Genomic DNA, 14,240 nt, shown 5'->3' with positions numbered 1-14,240 from the left:
CTTTTTTATAGCCTGGAAAACCAATTATGAGCGACCAACGAAAAAGTATTTTAGTGACCGGCGCCTCAACGGGCATCGGCTACCACTGTGCCAAAGCCCTGGCCAAAGATGGATGGCAGGTGATCGCCAGCTGTCGGCAGTCCTCTGACGTCAGTCGCTTGCAGTCTGAGGGACTTACCTGCGTTCAACTGGATGTTGCAAGCACCGACAGCATTCACAGCGCCCTGGAAAAAACCCTGGCCCTAACCGATGGCAAACTGGATGCTCTGTTTAATAACGGCGCTTATGGCCAACCCGGCGCGGTTGAAGACTTAACCCGAGACACCTTGCGAAAACAGTTCGAGACTAACTTTTTTGGTTGGTGCGAACTGACCAATGAAGTGATAAAAGTGATGCACAAGCAAGGGCACGGCCGTATCGTACACAACAGCTCGGTACTGGGCTTCGCCGCTATGCCATTTCGCGGCGCCTACAACGCCAGCAAGTTTGCCTTGGAGGGGATTACCGACACACTGCGCCTGGAACTTGCCGACACGGATATTAAAGTCAGCTTGATTGAGCCCGGCCCCATACTCAGCGACTTTCGTAAAAACGCCCTCAAGGCCCTGGAGGCGAATGTCGACTTTAATAACAGTCGCCACGGGTTTAAATACGCCGCTGCCATCAACCGGCTATCCAAGCCAGGACCCGCATCAAAATTCACCTTGGGTCCCGATGCGGTATATAAAAAACTTCACCATGCGCTGACCAGCAAACGTCCCAAGCCCCGCTATTATGTCACCTTCCCCACCTACCTTATGGGGTATTTAAAACGCATCCTGACAACGCGGATGATGGACAATATACTGGGTCGAATTTCCACTTAAACGGATTAACGCGATGCACTATAAGCAAATCACCCTGCCCGCCAACAAATCGATTGCCCTGGTGGCACACGACAATAAAAAGCCAGATATTGTACGCTGGTGTGAAAACCACACTGAAGACTTAAAAAAGCACACGCTTTACGCCACGGGAACCACCGGAACCGTCATCAGTCAGGCAACCGGACTGGAAATCAACAAACTGATCAGCGGCCCTTTGGGCGGTGATCAACAAGTGGGTTCGCTGATCACCGAGGGAAAAGTCGATTTCTTAATATTCTTCTGGGACCCGTTCGAACCTATGCCGCACGATCCTGATGTAAAGGCATTGCTACGAATTGCCGCGGTATGGAATGTCCCCGTGGCCTGCAACATTATTAGCGCGGATTTTATGGTGGCTTCACCGCTGTTTAACCAGGAGTTTCAGCGTTCGGTGCCGGACTACGAAAGCTATATGAAAAGCCGCACATAAAAAACGCCCCGAGCGGCTGCCCGGGGCGTTTTATTCGGACCTAACCGATTAGCCGTTGCTTAACTCCAACAGCAGTTTGTTCAAGCGCTGTACATAGGCGGCGGGATCCGCCAAGTGAGCACCTTCGGCCAGATTGGCCTGATCGAACAAAACATCCACCAAGTCGGCAAAGCGATCTTCGTCTTGCTCCTGGTCCAGCTTCTGCACCAGCGGATGCTCTGGGTTCAGCTCAAAGATAGGCTTGGACTCGGGCACAGCCTGACCGGCCGACTCCAGCAAGCGACGCATTTGCGCTCCCATTTCATGCTCGGGAACCACCACACACGCGGGTGATTCAGTTAAGCGGTGAGTGACGCGGACATCTTCTACCTTCTCACCCAGGGCGCCTTTGGCGCGCTCAAGCAAAGGTTTAAGCGCCTCTGCGGTTTTCTCTTTGGCTTCCTTGTCTTCCTCGTTGTCCAACTCGCCTAAATCCAACTCGCCTTTACCCACATCCTGCAAAGACTTACCGTCGTACTCAGACAGATGACTCATCAGCCACTCATCCACGCGATCGGACAACAGCAATACCTCAATACCCTTCTTGCGGAAGACTTCCAGGTGCGGGCTGTTCTTCGCCGTGTTGTGATTTTCCGCAGCGATATAGTAAATCTTGTCCTGCCCTTCTTGCATACGACCGATATAATCATCCAAAGACTGAGTCTGCTCGGCAGTATCGTTATGGGTAGTCGCAAAGCGCAGCAGCTTGGCAATTTTTTCGCGGTTGGCGAAATCCTCGGCCGGGCCTTCTTTTAAGACTTCCCCAAACTCGTTCCAAAAGGTCGCATACTTCTCGGCATCGTTCTTCGCAAGCTTGGTCAGCATATCTAACACACGCTTGGTCAAGGCCGAACGCATGGAGTCGATATTGGGGTCTTTTTGCAAGATCTCGCGTGAGACGTTGAGCGACAGATCATTGGAGTCCACTACGCCTTTGACAAAGCGCATGTAAAGCGGCAAGAACTGCTCCGCATCATCCATGATGAAAGTGCGTTGAACATAAAGCTTTAAGCCCCGGGCACCATCGCGGTTGTACAAATCAAACGGAGCCTTCGCCGGGATGTACAACAAGCTGGTGTAATCCAGCTTACCTTCTACGCGGTTATGGCTCCAGGTCAGCGGATCGCTGTAATCGTGGCTGACATGCTTGTAAAACTCTTGGTATTCCTCTTCACTGATCTCCGAGCGCGAGCGAGTCCACATAGCTGTCGCCGTATTGACTGCTTCTTCTTCAATTGTGGGTTCGCCGCCCTCTTCTTCTGCGGGGACTTCTTTATCCATCACGATGGGGATCGCAATGTGATCGGAGTATTTTTTGATAATGGAGCGCAGACGCCAATCGTCGGCGAACTCATCGGCATCGCTTTTCAGATGCAACTCAATGGTCGTGCCTCGGGTCGCCTTTTCGGTGTTCTCAATTACAAACTCGGCTTCGCCGTCGCACTCCCAGCGCACCCCATTTTCGGGCTTGTCCCCGGCTTTACGTGTGGTAACCACCACTTTGTCGGCGACAATAAATGATGAATAGAAGCCAACCCCAAACTGACCGATAAGCTGGGCGTCTTTTTTGTCATCGCCGGTCAAATTCTGCATAAATGCAGCGGTGCCCGATTTGGCAATGGTCCCAAGGTTGTCGATTACGTCTTCGCGGTTCATACCCACGCCGTTATCACTGATAGTGATGAGCTTCGCGTCTTTATCGACGCTCACCTTCACCTTCAGATCACTGTCGCCCTCAAAAAGGCTGTCATCTTTCACCGCCGCAAACCGCAGTTTATCGGCCGCATCCGAGGCGTTAGAGATCAGCTCGCGGAGGAAAATCTCCCGATTGGAGTAAAGCGAGTGAATCATCAAATGTAAAAGCTGCTTTGCTTCCGTCTGAAAGCCGCGAGTTTCTTTTTGCGCTTCTACTGTCATTGTCTTGAGGCTCCTGTACCAAAATAACCGTGTCGCCTAGCAGGCTGTTCATATCCGGTTCAGTAGATGGGGGGCAAAATACAAGAATTCAAGCGCTTAAGCAGGAATTTTAAGCCAATTAAAATGCGGGGATAAAAGGATAAGTGACTGATACTGCAGAAGAATTGGTACGACCGAGTGGACTCGAACCACCGACCCCCACCATGTCAAGGTGGTGCTCTAACCAGCTGAGCTACGGTCGTACAAAATCGCCGCAGAGGCTGTGCTCTGCAACTGGGCGCGAACTTTACCAAGCATCCGCGATCCAGGCAAGACCTTATTTTGGCTTTTAGGTAACAATTTAATACAACATTTGCCTTTAAGCCGTTGAATAATAGTAAAAAGTGCCGCTCGGATCTCACTTCCGAAGCAGAAATACCGTATAATCGACGACTTAAGGATAGCGCTGCGTGATCATCACCCCAAGGCCACTCGTCATGCTAAAACTGCTTTTTGAGTCATCCCGAACCACCAAGCGGGTTATCTCTTTAACCTACGACTCTCTGGCAATTACTCTTTCTCTGTATATCGCGATTTGCCTGCGCCTTGGCAGCTTCAACATCCCTGTCAGCGAACCCGAGCTGGCCACCTTGGCAATCACCATCGTCTGCACCCTGGGAGCGTTTATAAAAATGGGAATGTATCGCGCTATTCTGCGCTATATGACCCCCCAGGCTCTCAATACAGTCTTTTTGGGAAGCTGTTTTTCAGCACTTATTCTCGCCGTGGGAAGCTTTTTTACCCACTCCTTTATTCCCCGCTCGGTGCCTTTTATCTATCTCACCGTAGCCCTGATTCTGCTGGGCGGGCCCAGGCTGCTGGTGCACCACATAGTGATGGTGCTCTCGGGCCAAAAGCTGGGCAACAAAGAGGCGGTTATCGTCTACGGTGCCGGCTATACAGGGCATCAGCTTCGCTTGGCACTTAAAGCGACAACGTACAAAGTCGTCGCTTTCGTCGACGACGAGCCCAGCCGTCAGGGCTCCGTTTTTGCCAATATAAAGGTTCAATCTCCAGCTGAACTGCCGCAGATTATTCGGAAATTTGGCGCCACGCGGGTGCTTTTAGCGCTGGGCAATACCCCCCACTCGCGCCGGGCTCAGATTATTAAAAACCTCGAACCCTTAGGGGTTACCGTGCAAACGGCTCCCGCCATTCCCGACCTAATCAGCGGTCGTGCCCGTATTGAACATATCCGCGATGTGGATATTGAGGACTTATTGGGTCGCGACCCTGTCCAGCCCAGCAAAGAGCTGTTAAGTGCCTGCATTACCGGCAAGGTGGTTATGATTACCGGTGCCGGAGGCTCTATCGGTGGCGAGCTCTGCCGTCAGATCATTCACCAAGCGCCACGTCGGGTGGTCTTGTTTGAGCTAAACGAGTTCAGTCTATACCGCCTGGAAGCCGAACTGGAGCAGATCATTGCCAAAGAAGGCTATGAGATTGAGGTAATCCCCCTGCTGGGCTCAGTACAAAAGGAGCATCGGGTAGAGACCATTATGCGCACCTTTGGCGTCCAGACCGTCTACCATGCCGCTGCCTACAAACACGTACCCCTGGTGGAGCACAATATTGTTGAAGGCGTGCGCAATAATGTCTACGGCACCTGGTATACCGCTGAGGCCGCAATACGCGCCAACGTAGAATCTTTTGTTCTAATTTCCACCGATAAAGCGGTGCGCCCTACCAACATCATGGGAGCATCAAAGCGAATGGCCGAATTGGTTCTGCAAGGCCTTTCTCAGCGCCAAAGTAAAACCCGCTTTACCATGGTGCGCTTTGGTAATGTTTTGGGCTCCTCGGGCTCAGTTGTGCCGCTGTTTCGTCAGCAAATTCGCGTGGGCGGCCCGGTAACGGTCACTCACCCCGAAATTATTCGCTACTTTATGACTATTCCGGAGGCCGCCGAGTTGGTGATTCAGGCGGGCTCCATGGGTACAGGCGGCGACGTTCTGGTGCTGGACATGGGCGAACCGGTTAAGATTACCGATTTGGCCAAACGTATGATTCACCTGTCGGGCCTGAGCGTTAAGAGCGAAAGTTCACCCGAGGGAGATATTGAAATTACCTATACTGGGCTGCGCCCCGGTGAGAAGCTCTATGAGGAGCTGCTGATTGGCGACAATGTTGCCGGCACCATGCACGAGCGCATTATGCGGGCCGAGGAATACAGTATGACCTGGGGCGAAACCCGGGCAATACTGGATGAACTGGACAAGGCCTGCCACTCTTATTCCTGCGACAAAGTCCGCGACCTTCTTATGCTGGCTCCGACCGGCTACAACTCCGAAGAAGAACTGGGCGACGCAGTTTGGCTACACAAAACCAACACCGCCCAACTGCGGGTCATTAAGTAAGACTTTGCACATCGTCACGCCCGGCCCCCAAAGCCCGGGCAATGCCAACCAAAGGCGCGAACGCCACAATCAGCCCCAGCAAGGGGTTCACAAAACCGAGCGCTACGGCGGCACTGCATGGTGCCAGCCAAAGTACGTTAACACCCGCAATGGTCAGTGAAACCTTTGTATGACTGCGTAAAGAACGACTCGCCTTTTGGTAACCGTGCTTGCGGTGAGCCTGGGACAGGTTTTCTTTTAGCAACAACCGTAGCCCCAAGGTGTAGGTGGCATCGATAATAAAAACGCCGTGCAGGATCACACCGGCAATAAAAAGCGACCAGGAAACTGACAGCAAGCTCACAATACCCAGAGCCAACATCATCCCCAGAAAACCACTGCAACCATCCCCCATAAAGACACGCGCCCGCGGAAAATTAAACACCAGAAACCCCGCGCTCGCGACCGCCAAAACCAGCCAGTATTCTGCCTGCCATATTCCGCCCAGCTCGTGCCCGCACCAAAGTGCATACAGACCGAGCCCAACAAAGACAGCCTGTAAGCCTGCAATGCCGTTTATGCCGTCCATAAAATTAAAAAGGTTAATGGACCAGACCACACCAAGCAGTATACAGATTGCCCATAGCCACTCGGGTAAAGCCACACCGAGCAACTCAACCCCGGCAGGCCACAAACTGCACACCAATAATAGTGCCGCCCCCAGATGGACCAACAGGCGGTAGCGAGCGGGCAGATGCTTACGATCATCAAGCCACCCTACCCCGGCCACCAGCACCATAGCCACAATCACCAAGAGTTGATCCGTAAAGCTCGCACCCGGGCCCCAAAAAATAAATGCGGCTAAAACAGCCACCAAGACAATCGATAGCCCACCGCCTCTGGGGGTTGCCTCACTATGGGAGCTTCGGGCACCGGGATGATCGAGCATATTGGCGCGCAAAGCGTAGCCCCGCAGCCCATACGTAAGCGCGACTGCGAGAAAAAAAGCACCGATCAACTGAAGGGCCAAAATCAACCTTTACGCTCCATAGCAAAGCCTCTCGCCATTTCTATTAACTCATTTTTGGTGTTAAAAGGTGGGAGCCAATCAAATGTTCGGTAGAGATCGCCTGCATCTACGATCAAAGAACCACACAGTTTATCCAGCGCCTGCTTACGGCCTGCCAGTCTTGCCAAAGCGCTCAATAGCGTTAAAGGAAACGGAAACACCCTATATGGCCGCCCCATTCCCATGGCCAGTGCTTTGATTATCTCGGGAGTCGACAAACGCTCGGCATCGGCAAGCACAAAGGTGCCACTAACAATTTCGGGTGTCCCTATCAGTCTTGCAATAAAATGGCTCAGATTATTAATGCTCAACAAGCTTCGGGCATTGCGCACACCCCCCAATGGCAGCGGGAAACCGGAGTCAACCAAGCCCAATAAGCGCTGCATATTGCCTTTGGGGTTGGCACCGTAAACCAGAGGCAGGCGCAGCGTCACTAAGGGAACCGACAATGAGCGACAGATTTGCTCAGCTGCCGTTTCCGCTTTCAGTTTGGAAGAGCCATAGGCAGAATCCGGCTGCACAGCCATGGTAGAATCGATAAAACTTGTTTTCCCGGCTGCGTACACGCTCACAGAGCTTATGTGGACAATTGCCTTCACACCCACCTCACAGGCGGCACGCATTAATTTCTGAGTAAAGAGGATATTGCCGGGATAAAAAGTTTCATCGCGATTAGCCTCGGCCGAAAAAACATGGGCCTTACCGGCGGCGTGAACCAGCCACTCAACTCCCGCCAGCGCCTGTTTAAATTCGCTCAGATCAGAGTGTTCGTCCAAGGCAACCCAGGCATCATGCGTTTGGCCACTAGATCTGCCCGAACCTGCGACCTTTAATCCTCTGCCACTTAGGTAGCGATAGATATGGCCACCGACAAAACCGGTAACGCCCGACACAAAAACCTGGGGAGCTTCTGAATGCATGCTCTAGGCAATCCGCTGCGCCGGGCTATTCGCCGGCGACTCCACGGATAGGACGGACACTGCCCCAGGTTTTACAACCGGGGCACAACCAGTGAATGGTATTACCAGAAAAACCACACTTAGTGCAGCAATAGCTGGGCTTTTCCGCAATGACTTTATCCACCAACTGTTTTAAGAGCTGTAAATTCTCGCGCCCACGCCCCTCTGAGTGCGGAAGATACAACTCGACCAGGCGATTTAAGGTGCGAATGCTGGGGCGCTCTTTTAACTGCTCAGCGATAAAATCAGCAGCGCGATAATCATCGTTAACCCAGCGCAGCTTTTCGGCAATCTTTAATACCAGACTATTACTGGGATAGGAGTCGTAAAGCGACTGGAGATAGCGCAGCAAAGCCTCGGGCTCACCCAGCTTGTCATAGCATTCACAAATCATATCCAGCGCTTCGATAATAAAATCGGGGGCCTGCTCGGGGACTTTATGCAAATGCTCTAAGGCGCCGCGATAACGCCCCTGAATAATCTCTAAGTGTGCAAACAGCAAACTGGCTCGCACGCACTGAGGATCGTACTTTAGCGCCGCCAGCAAGTGATTTCTTACTTTGTTGTAGCTGCGCTGCTTTTGCTCCAGCAGCGCCAACTCACAGGAGAAGTGCGCTTGTAGTTGATTTAACTGATAGGCCTGTTTGGGCTTGTAGTGCTTACTGTCCAGTTTCGCCGCCATATCAATCGCCTTGGCCCACTCCTGCTCATCTTGGTAAATTTCAACCAAGTGTTCAAGAGCAACCTGTTGGTAAGCGGATGAGAGCTTAACCAGCTCCAGCAGCAGTGCCTCAGCCCGATCCAAAAGGCCCGAGCGGACATAGTCCCGCGCCAACTCCAGCTGCGCCTCGTGCAGCTGGCGGGTGGTTAGGCCCGGGCGAGCCAGTAGATTTTGATGAATTTTGATCGCTTTAGTGACTTCGCCACGCTTACGCAGCATATTACCTAAAGCAAGATGGGTTTCCAGCGTATCACTATTGACGTCTAAAGAGCCGATAAACGCGTCAATCGCGCCGTCCGGCTGCTCATTAAACAGATAACTCAACCCCTTGTAATACTGCAGGGCATAATCTTTAGGTTGACGTAACTCCCTGCTCGCGCGGCGAATATACCCCACGCCCAAGCCGAGTAACACACCCAGGACCAATGCTCCCAGTAGCGCCAAGGTATTCATATCAGCCACGCAGATCTTGACTTCTTATCTGCTGTATTTCCAGCTCTAAACGACGATTTTTTCGGGTTAAGGCAGTCACCTTCTGCTTTTGACGAAAAACAGGCAAACCCGTCACAATTATCCCCAGAATCAGTCCCAGTAACAAAAATGCGAGCAGCCAAGTTCCCAACCCCATAGGAGGCAGAGTCAAACCCACCAAGGTAACAGAAACCAGGGTGTCGTTTTCCAGACTGAAAAGATACCCCAGAAAAATAGCGATAATGATGAGCAGGATGAAGATCCAGCGACCAATGGTTTTCATAGTAAACTCGCGCCGATTACGCGTTCTGTATTAGGCTTGGATACTGTCATTGACTCGGTCCCGCATTTCCTTGCCCGGCTTAAAGTGAGGAACATATTTGCCCTCGAGCTCTACGGACTCACCGGTTTTGGGGTTGCGCCCCATTCTGGGCGCCCGGTAATGAAGGGAAAAACTGCCAAAGCCCCGAATTTCGATACGCTCACCCTCGGCCAGCATCTCGGACATATAATCCAGTAACAGCTTAACAGCCAGTTCGACATCGCGTACCGGAAGGTGGTCCTGCTTTTCGGCAATATACTCAATTAGCTCAGATTTTGTCATAGCCTGGTCTCGTTAATACCTTTTAATGCAGGCTTTGCGCCGCAAGCCGAAGTTAGCTTATAACGTAGCCAAGCTGGACGCAAGATTTAACAAAGGCTTTATAAATAACGCCTAAGTCTTTGATCTGTATCCTATATCAAATCGCAGGCAAAAAAAAAGCCGACCCGGAGGTCGGCTTTTTATGAAGGCGTCAAACCTTAGTCTTTCGCTTCCATTTGTGCCTTAATCAAGTCACCCAGGGTGGCAGGCTGTGCTTGCTCTACCTGCTTCGCCGAGTGCTCTTTAATCGCAGCCTTCTCTTCAGCAACGTCTTTAGACTTCACTGACAAGCTGATAGAACGGTTTTTGCGATCAACGCTAATGATTTTAGCTTCAACCTCTTCGCCTTCTTTCAGCACATTGCGGGCATCTTCGACCTTCTCGCGAGACAGCTCAGACGCTTTCAATACCGCTTCAACGTCTTCCGCCAGAGTTACCACGGCCGCTTTAGCTTCAACTTCTTTGACAACGCCTTTAACCACGGTGCCTTTATCGTTTTCGGCTACATACTCAGAGAAAGGATCGGCTTCCAGCTGCTTGATACCCAGCGAGATACGCTCGCGCTCGGGATCGATAGCCAGAACCACAGTCTCGATTTCGTCGCCTTTCTTGTACTTACGTACCGCTTCTTCGCCAGCTTCTTGCCAAGAGATGTCGGACAAGTGAACCAGACCGTCGATGCCGCCTTCCAGACCAATAAAGATACCGAAATCGGTAATCGACTTGATCTTACCGGTGATTTTCTCACCTTTAGCGCAGGTGCGTGCGAAGGCATCCCAAGGATTCTCTTGGCACTGTTTAACACCCAGAGAAATACGACGACGCTCTTCATCGATGTCGAGGATCATCACTTCGATCTCGTCACCAACGTTCACAACCTTAGAAGGATGGATATTTTTGTTGGTCCAATCCATTTCAGAGACGTGAACCAGACCTTCAACACCTTCTTCCAGCTCAGCAAAGCAGCCGTAGTCAGTCAGGTTGGTCACAACCGCTTTAACGCGGGCGCCTTCCGGATAACGACCGGTGATCTGCAACCATGGATCTTCACCCAGCTGCTTCAGACCCAGAGAAACGCGGTTACGCTCACGATCGAACTTGAGTACTTTAACGTCAATTTCGTCGCCAACATTCACGATTTCACTCGGATGCTTAATGCGCTTCCAGGCCATATCGGTAATGTGCAGCAGACCGTCAACGCCACCCAGGTCTACGAAAGCACCATAGTCGGTCAGGTTCTTCACGATACCTTTAACCACCATGCCTTCTTGCAGGGTAGCCAGCAGCTCTTCACGCTCGGCCGAGTTGGCCTGCTCCAGAACCGCACGACGAGAAACCACAACGTTGTTGCGTTTTTGATCGAGCTTGATCACTTTAAATTCGAGTTCTTTGCCTTCCAGGTGAGCGGTTTCGCGCACGGGGCGAACATCCACCAAAGAACCGGGCAGGAAGGCGCGGATACCAGCTACATCAACGGTAAAACCACCTTTAACTTTACCGTTAATAACACCTTTAACCACTTCGTCAGCCGAGTGAGCCGCTTCCAACACTTTCCAGGCTTCGGCGCGTTTGGCTTTTTCGCGAGACAGACGAGTCTCACCGAAACCGTCTTCTACGGTTTCCAGGGCAACTTGTACTTCATCCCCTACTTCCAGACTCACTTCACCGTTTTCATCGGCAAACTGGTTGGCGGGAATCACGCCCTCAGACTTCAGGCCCGCGTGTACGGTTACCCAGTCTTTGTCTACGTCGATAACAACCCCAGTCACAATAGTGCCGGGCGCCATTTCAACGGTCTTCAAGCTCTCTTCAAATAACTCTGCAAAACTTTCGGTCATGGTCTATAAATACCTGTAATAAGACACTGCCCAGAACAAACGCTTTCAAAAACTATTAACGCCTGCTCGACACAGCACCGTACGGTCAGTCATACGGGTCGATTCATTGAATTGATAGCCAGACCTCTTCGCTGACAAAGCCTGTCTATCACCTGCTTGCCCACGGATTATACGAGTGCCCATAGGGCACCCCAGCTAATCCAAGTCTCAGCAGGGCGGGCAGGCTAGCAGAACGCCAGCCTGTTAGCAAGATAAAACTACGCTATCGCCAAATTTAGCGACACAATCCCGCCCTTTTTTACCAAAACACCGAGTTAGGCGGATTAAACGCGCTTAATTCCCCGCTGAGTATGTCTTCTTAAGGTGCTCAGTGACAGCCTCGCCGACTTCATGATGCCGAGCACCATAGGTAATATTGGCGATCATATAGCCGGTTTTACTGCCACAGTCGTGACTGCGTCCGACCAACTCATAAGCCTCCACCGGCTCTTTTTCCAGCAGCGCATCCAGGGCATCGGTCAACTGAATTTCTCCACCGGCGCCCGGCTGAGTGCGCTCCAGCAAATCCCAAGTCGTCGCCGACAGCACATAGCGCCCCACAATAGACATGTTTGAAGGCGCCTCGTCGACAGGGGGCTTTTCCACCATGGCTTTAATTTTTCGGCTATTGCCCGCACCAATTTCCTGGCCATCACAATCAACCACGCCATATTTATACACCCACTCCCAGGGCACACCTTCTACCAGAATTTGGCTGGCGCCAGTTTCATCATAATGACGAACCATGCCTGCCAAATTATCCCGCTTGGGGTTGCACTCGTAGCTATCCACCAAGACATCTGGCAGCAACACAGCAAAAGGCTCATCGCCAATAACCGGTTTGGCACACAAAATTGCGTGCCCAAGCCCTTTCGCCTCGGCCTGACGCACCGAAATAACGGTCAAACCCGGCGGCGTAATCGATTGCACTTGCTCCAATAATGAGCGCTTTAAGCGCGCTTCTAATTGGGCTTCCAGCTCAAAACTGGTGTCGAAGTGGTTTTCAATGGAGTTCTTTGATGCGTGGGTCACCAATACAATTTCTTTAATACCGGCGGCGGCAGCCTCATCAACCACATATTGAATTAAAGGCTTGTCTACCACGGGCAGCATTTCTTTGGGAATGGCCTTGGTTGCCGGCAACATACGGGTGCCCAAGCCTGCCACAGGGATCACAGCTTTTTTCACTTGCATCCTAAACTCCTTCAGGGTCTGTCGGTTTTTACTAACCTGACAAACAAACAGATCCTCCACATCTGCTCATTTGTCGCCCCTTAAGCGCCTCCGGATTCGCACGGGAATCCCAGAACTTAACTTAAAGGGCTCGCATGAAACTCAATTCATGGCGGCCCGCTCCATGCGCCGCCAATTAACTCAACAATTATTTGTCGAATTAATTGCTATCCAGTAAGGCGATGATTTCGTCCGTTTTTGCCTGCATCAACTCGCGATCGGCGCGACTCTCTACATTTAAACGCACCACAGGCTCGGTGTTAGACATCCGCAGATTAAAACGCCAGTTTTCGAACGTCATACTTATGCCATCGGTATCGTCAATGGCAATTGCCTGGGGCTCAAAGTGTTTCCGTACCTTGGCAATAGCAGCCTTCGCATCGGCCACTTCCCGATTAATTTCACCCGGAGAGGGAAACTTGGCGATACACTCGGCCATCATGGAAGACAGAGTCGCACTTTTGCGACACATAAGTTCGGTCACCAACAGCCAGGGAATCATGCCACTATCGCAGTAGAAAAAGTCTCTGAAGTAGTGGTGCGCACTCATTTCACCACCGTAGATGGCGTCTTCCTTGCGCATTCTCTCTTTGATAAACGCGTGGCCGGTTTTCGATTGGACTGCTTCGCCGCCACAGCGCTCGGCGATATCAATGGTATTCCAAGTCAGGCGCGGGTCGTGTACAACTTTGCTGCCGGGCACCTTGGTTAAGAAGGCCTCAGCTAACAACCCCACTAAATAATATCCCTCGATAAAATCGCCCTTCTCGTCAAAGAAGAAACAGCGATCAAAATCACCGTCCCAGGCAATCCCCAGATCGGCTCCATTCGCCAGCACTGCCTCACGGGTAGAGGCCCGATTTTCCACCAGCAGAGGGTTTGGAATACCGTTGGGGAATTCGCCATTGGGCTCGTGATGGATTTTGATAAATTCGAAAGGTAAAAAGGACTCGATCGCGTCAATAACGTGACCGGCGGCGCCGTTGCCGGCATTAACCACAATTTTGAGAGGCTTGAGCTCGCTCACGTCCACATAGGTCAGTAAATGCTGAACGTAATCGCTCAGAGTATCTTGCTTAACATATTGGCCGCGCGACTCTTCCGCCACGGGGCCAAAATCGCCCTCTTCCGCTAAGCGCTTGATATCCAGCAAACCAGTGTCACCGCTAATAGGGCGAGAGCCTGCACGCACGGGCTTCATTCCATTGTAATCAATCGGATTGTGGCTGGCGGTTACCTCTACTCCGCCATCGGCTTCAAGGTGGCTGGTGGCAAAATAGACTTCTTCGGTCCCTGTCATACCGATATCGATAATATCCACACCTTCGTCGCGCAAACCATTTCCCAAAGCCTGCTTCAGTGACTCGCTGGTCAAACGTACATCGCCGCCCAACACCACACTACTCGGTTGCAAGAATTGGCCGTAAGCTCGGCCAATTCGGTAGGCGATATCTTCATTTAGCTCCTCGCCCAATTTGCCCCGAATATCATAGGCTTTAAAACACGTTAAGCTTGTCATATACCTTGTCATCCATTGTTAAATTGTTATTGGCCGCATTCGCAGCACCGTCGAGTAAAACTTACAAACGCCCCAGCATAGT

Annotated in this window: 12 protein-coding genes and 1 tRNA gene; 3 read left to right on the top strand and 10 right to left on the bottom strand. The window is 51.6% G+C overall.

The features are described from left to right. Window positions 1–26: 26 nt before the first annotated feature. Together M6D89_RS03565 and M6D89_RS03560 are read left to right on the top strand one after the other, a co-directional pair. Window positions 27–866: an SDR family oxidoreductase gene (locus M6D89_RS03565; RefSeq protein ID WP_253966653.1), complete on the top strand. Its 840-nt coding sequence runs from the start codon at window positions 27–29 to the stop codon at window positions 864–866. A gap of 13 nt (window positions 867–879) precedes the next feature. Beyond that, window positions 880–1,335, top strand: a complete 456-nt coding sequence (locus tag M6D89_RS03560) for a methylglyoxal synthase (RefSeq protein WP_253966652.1) — start codon at window positions 880–882, stop codon at window positions 1,333–1,335. Between the two features lie 48 nt (window positions 1,336–1,383). On the opposite strand, the gene htpG is transcribed toward M6D89_RS03560, so the two are convergent. Together htpG and M6D89_RS03550 are read right to left on the bottom strand one after the other, a co-directional pair. Beyond that, window positions 1,384–3,291: a molecular chaperone HtpG gene (gene htpG / locus M6D89_RS03555; protein WP_253966651.1), complete on the bottom strand. Its 1,908-nt coding sequence runs from the start codon at window positions 3,289–3,291 to the stop codon at window positions 1,384–1,386. Between the two features lie 165 nt (window positions 3,292–3,456). Then, window positions 3,457–3,533: transfer RNA gene (locus M6D89_RS03550), tRNA-Val, on the bottom strand. A 234-nt stretch (window positions 3,534–3,767) separates the two neighbouring features. Between M6D89_RS03550 and M6D89_RS03545 the strand changes: the two genes are divergently transcribed. Continuing rightward, window positions 3,768–5,687 (top strand): polysaccharide biosynthesis protein, encoded by a 1,920-nt coding sequence (locus tag M6D89_RS03545; RefSeq protein ID WP_253966650.1) that lies wholly within the window; start codon window positions 3,768–3,770, stop codon window positions 5,685–5,687. On the opposite strand, the gene M6D89_RS03540 is transcribed toward M6D89_RS03545, so the two are convergent. The 8 genes from M6D89_RS03540 to M6D89_RS03505 form a co-directional block, all read right to left on the bottom strand. Next, on the bottom strand, window positions 5,680–6,702 hold the full coding sequence (locus M6D89_RS03540) for an MraY family glycosyltransferase (protein WP_253966649.1): 1,023 nt from the start codon (window positions 6,700–6,702) through the stop codon (window positions 5,680–5,682). The genes M6D89_RS03545 and M6D89_RS03540 overlap by 8 nt on opposite strands. After that, window positions 6,699–7,655, bottom strand: a complete 957-nt coding sequence (locus M6D89_RS03535; protein ID WP_253966648.1) for an NAD-dependent epimerase/dehydratase family protein — start codon at window positions 7,653–7,655, stop codon at window positions 6,699–6,701. The genes M6D89_RS03540 and M6D89_RS03535 overlap by 4 nt, the downstream gene beginning before the upstream one ends. 25 nt (window positions 7,656–7,680) lie before the next feature. Continuing rightward, window positions 7,681–8,868, bottom strand: a complete 1,188-nt coding sequence (lapB, locus tag M6D89_RS03530) for a lipopolysaccharide assembly protein LapB (RefSeq protein WP_253967695.1) — start codon at window positions 8,866–8,868, stop codon at window positions 7,681–7,683. Between the two features lies 1 nt (window position 8,869). After that, complete coding sequence (locus tag M6D89_RS03525) at window positions 8,870–9,169, bottom strand: lipopolysaccharide assembly protein LapA domain-containing protein (protein ID WP_253966647.1); 300 nt, start codon at window positions 9,167–9,169, stop codon at window positions 8,870–8,872. A gap of 30 nt (window positions 9,170–9,199) precedes the next feature. Next, entirely contained in the window at window positions 9,200–9,490 is a 291-nt protein-coding gene (ihfB, locus tag M6D89_RS03520; protein ID WP_253966646.1) for an integration host factor subunit beta, read from the bottom strand. Between the two features lie 197 nt (window positions 9,491–9,687). Beyond that, window positions 9,688–11,367, bottom strand: a complete 1,680-nt coding sequence (rpsA, locus tag M6D89_RS03515; RefSeq protein ID WP_253966645.1) for a 30S ribosomal protein S1 — start codon at window positions 11,365–11,367, stop codon at window positions 9,688–9,690. A 333-nt stretch (window positions 11,368–11,700) separates the two neighbouring features. Next, window positions 11,701–12,600, bottom strand: a complete 900-nt coding sequence (gene galU / locus M6D89_RS03510) for a UTP--glucose-1-phosphate uridylyltransferase GalU (protein ID WP_253966644.1) — start codon at window positions 12,598–12,600, stop codon at window positions 11,701–11,703. A gap of 199 nt (window positions 12,601–12,799) precedes the next feature. Next, a complete protein-coding gene (locus M6D89_RS03505) occupies window positions 12,800–14,158 on the bottom strand; it encodes a phosphohexomutase domain-containing protein (RefSeq protein WP_253966643.1) in 1,359 nt (452 codons plus the stop codon). Between the last annotated feature and the right edge of the window lie 82 nt (window positions 14,159–14,240).

The organism is Gilvimarinus xylanilyticus, assembly GCF_024195295.1.
Taxonomy (GTDB): domain Bacteria; phylum Pseudomonadota; class Gammaproteobacteria; order Pseudomonadales; family Cellvibrionaceae; genus Gilvimarinus; species Gilvimarinus xylanilyticus.
This window is presented reverse-complemented; position numbering and strand designations above follow the sequence as displayed.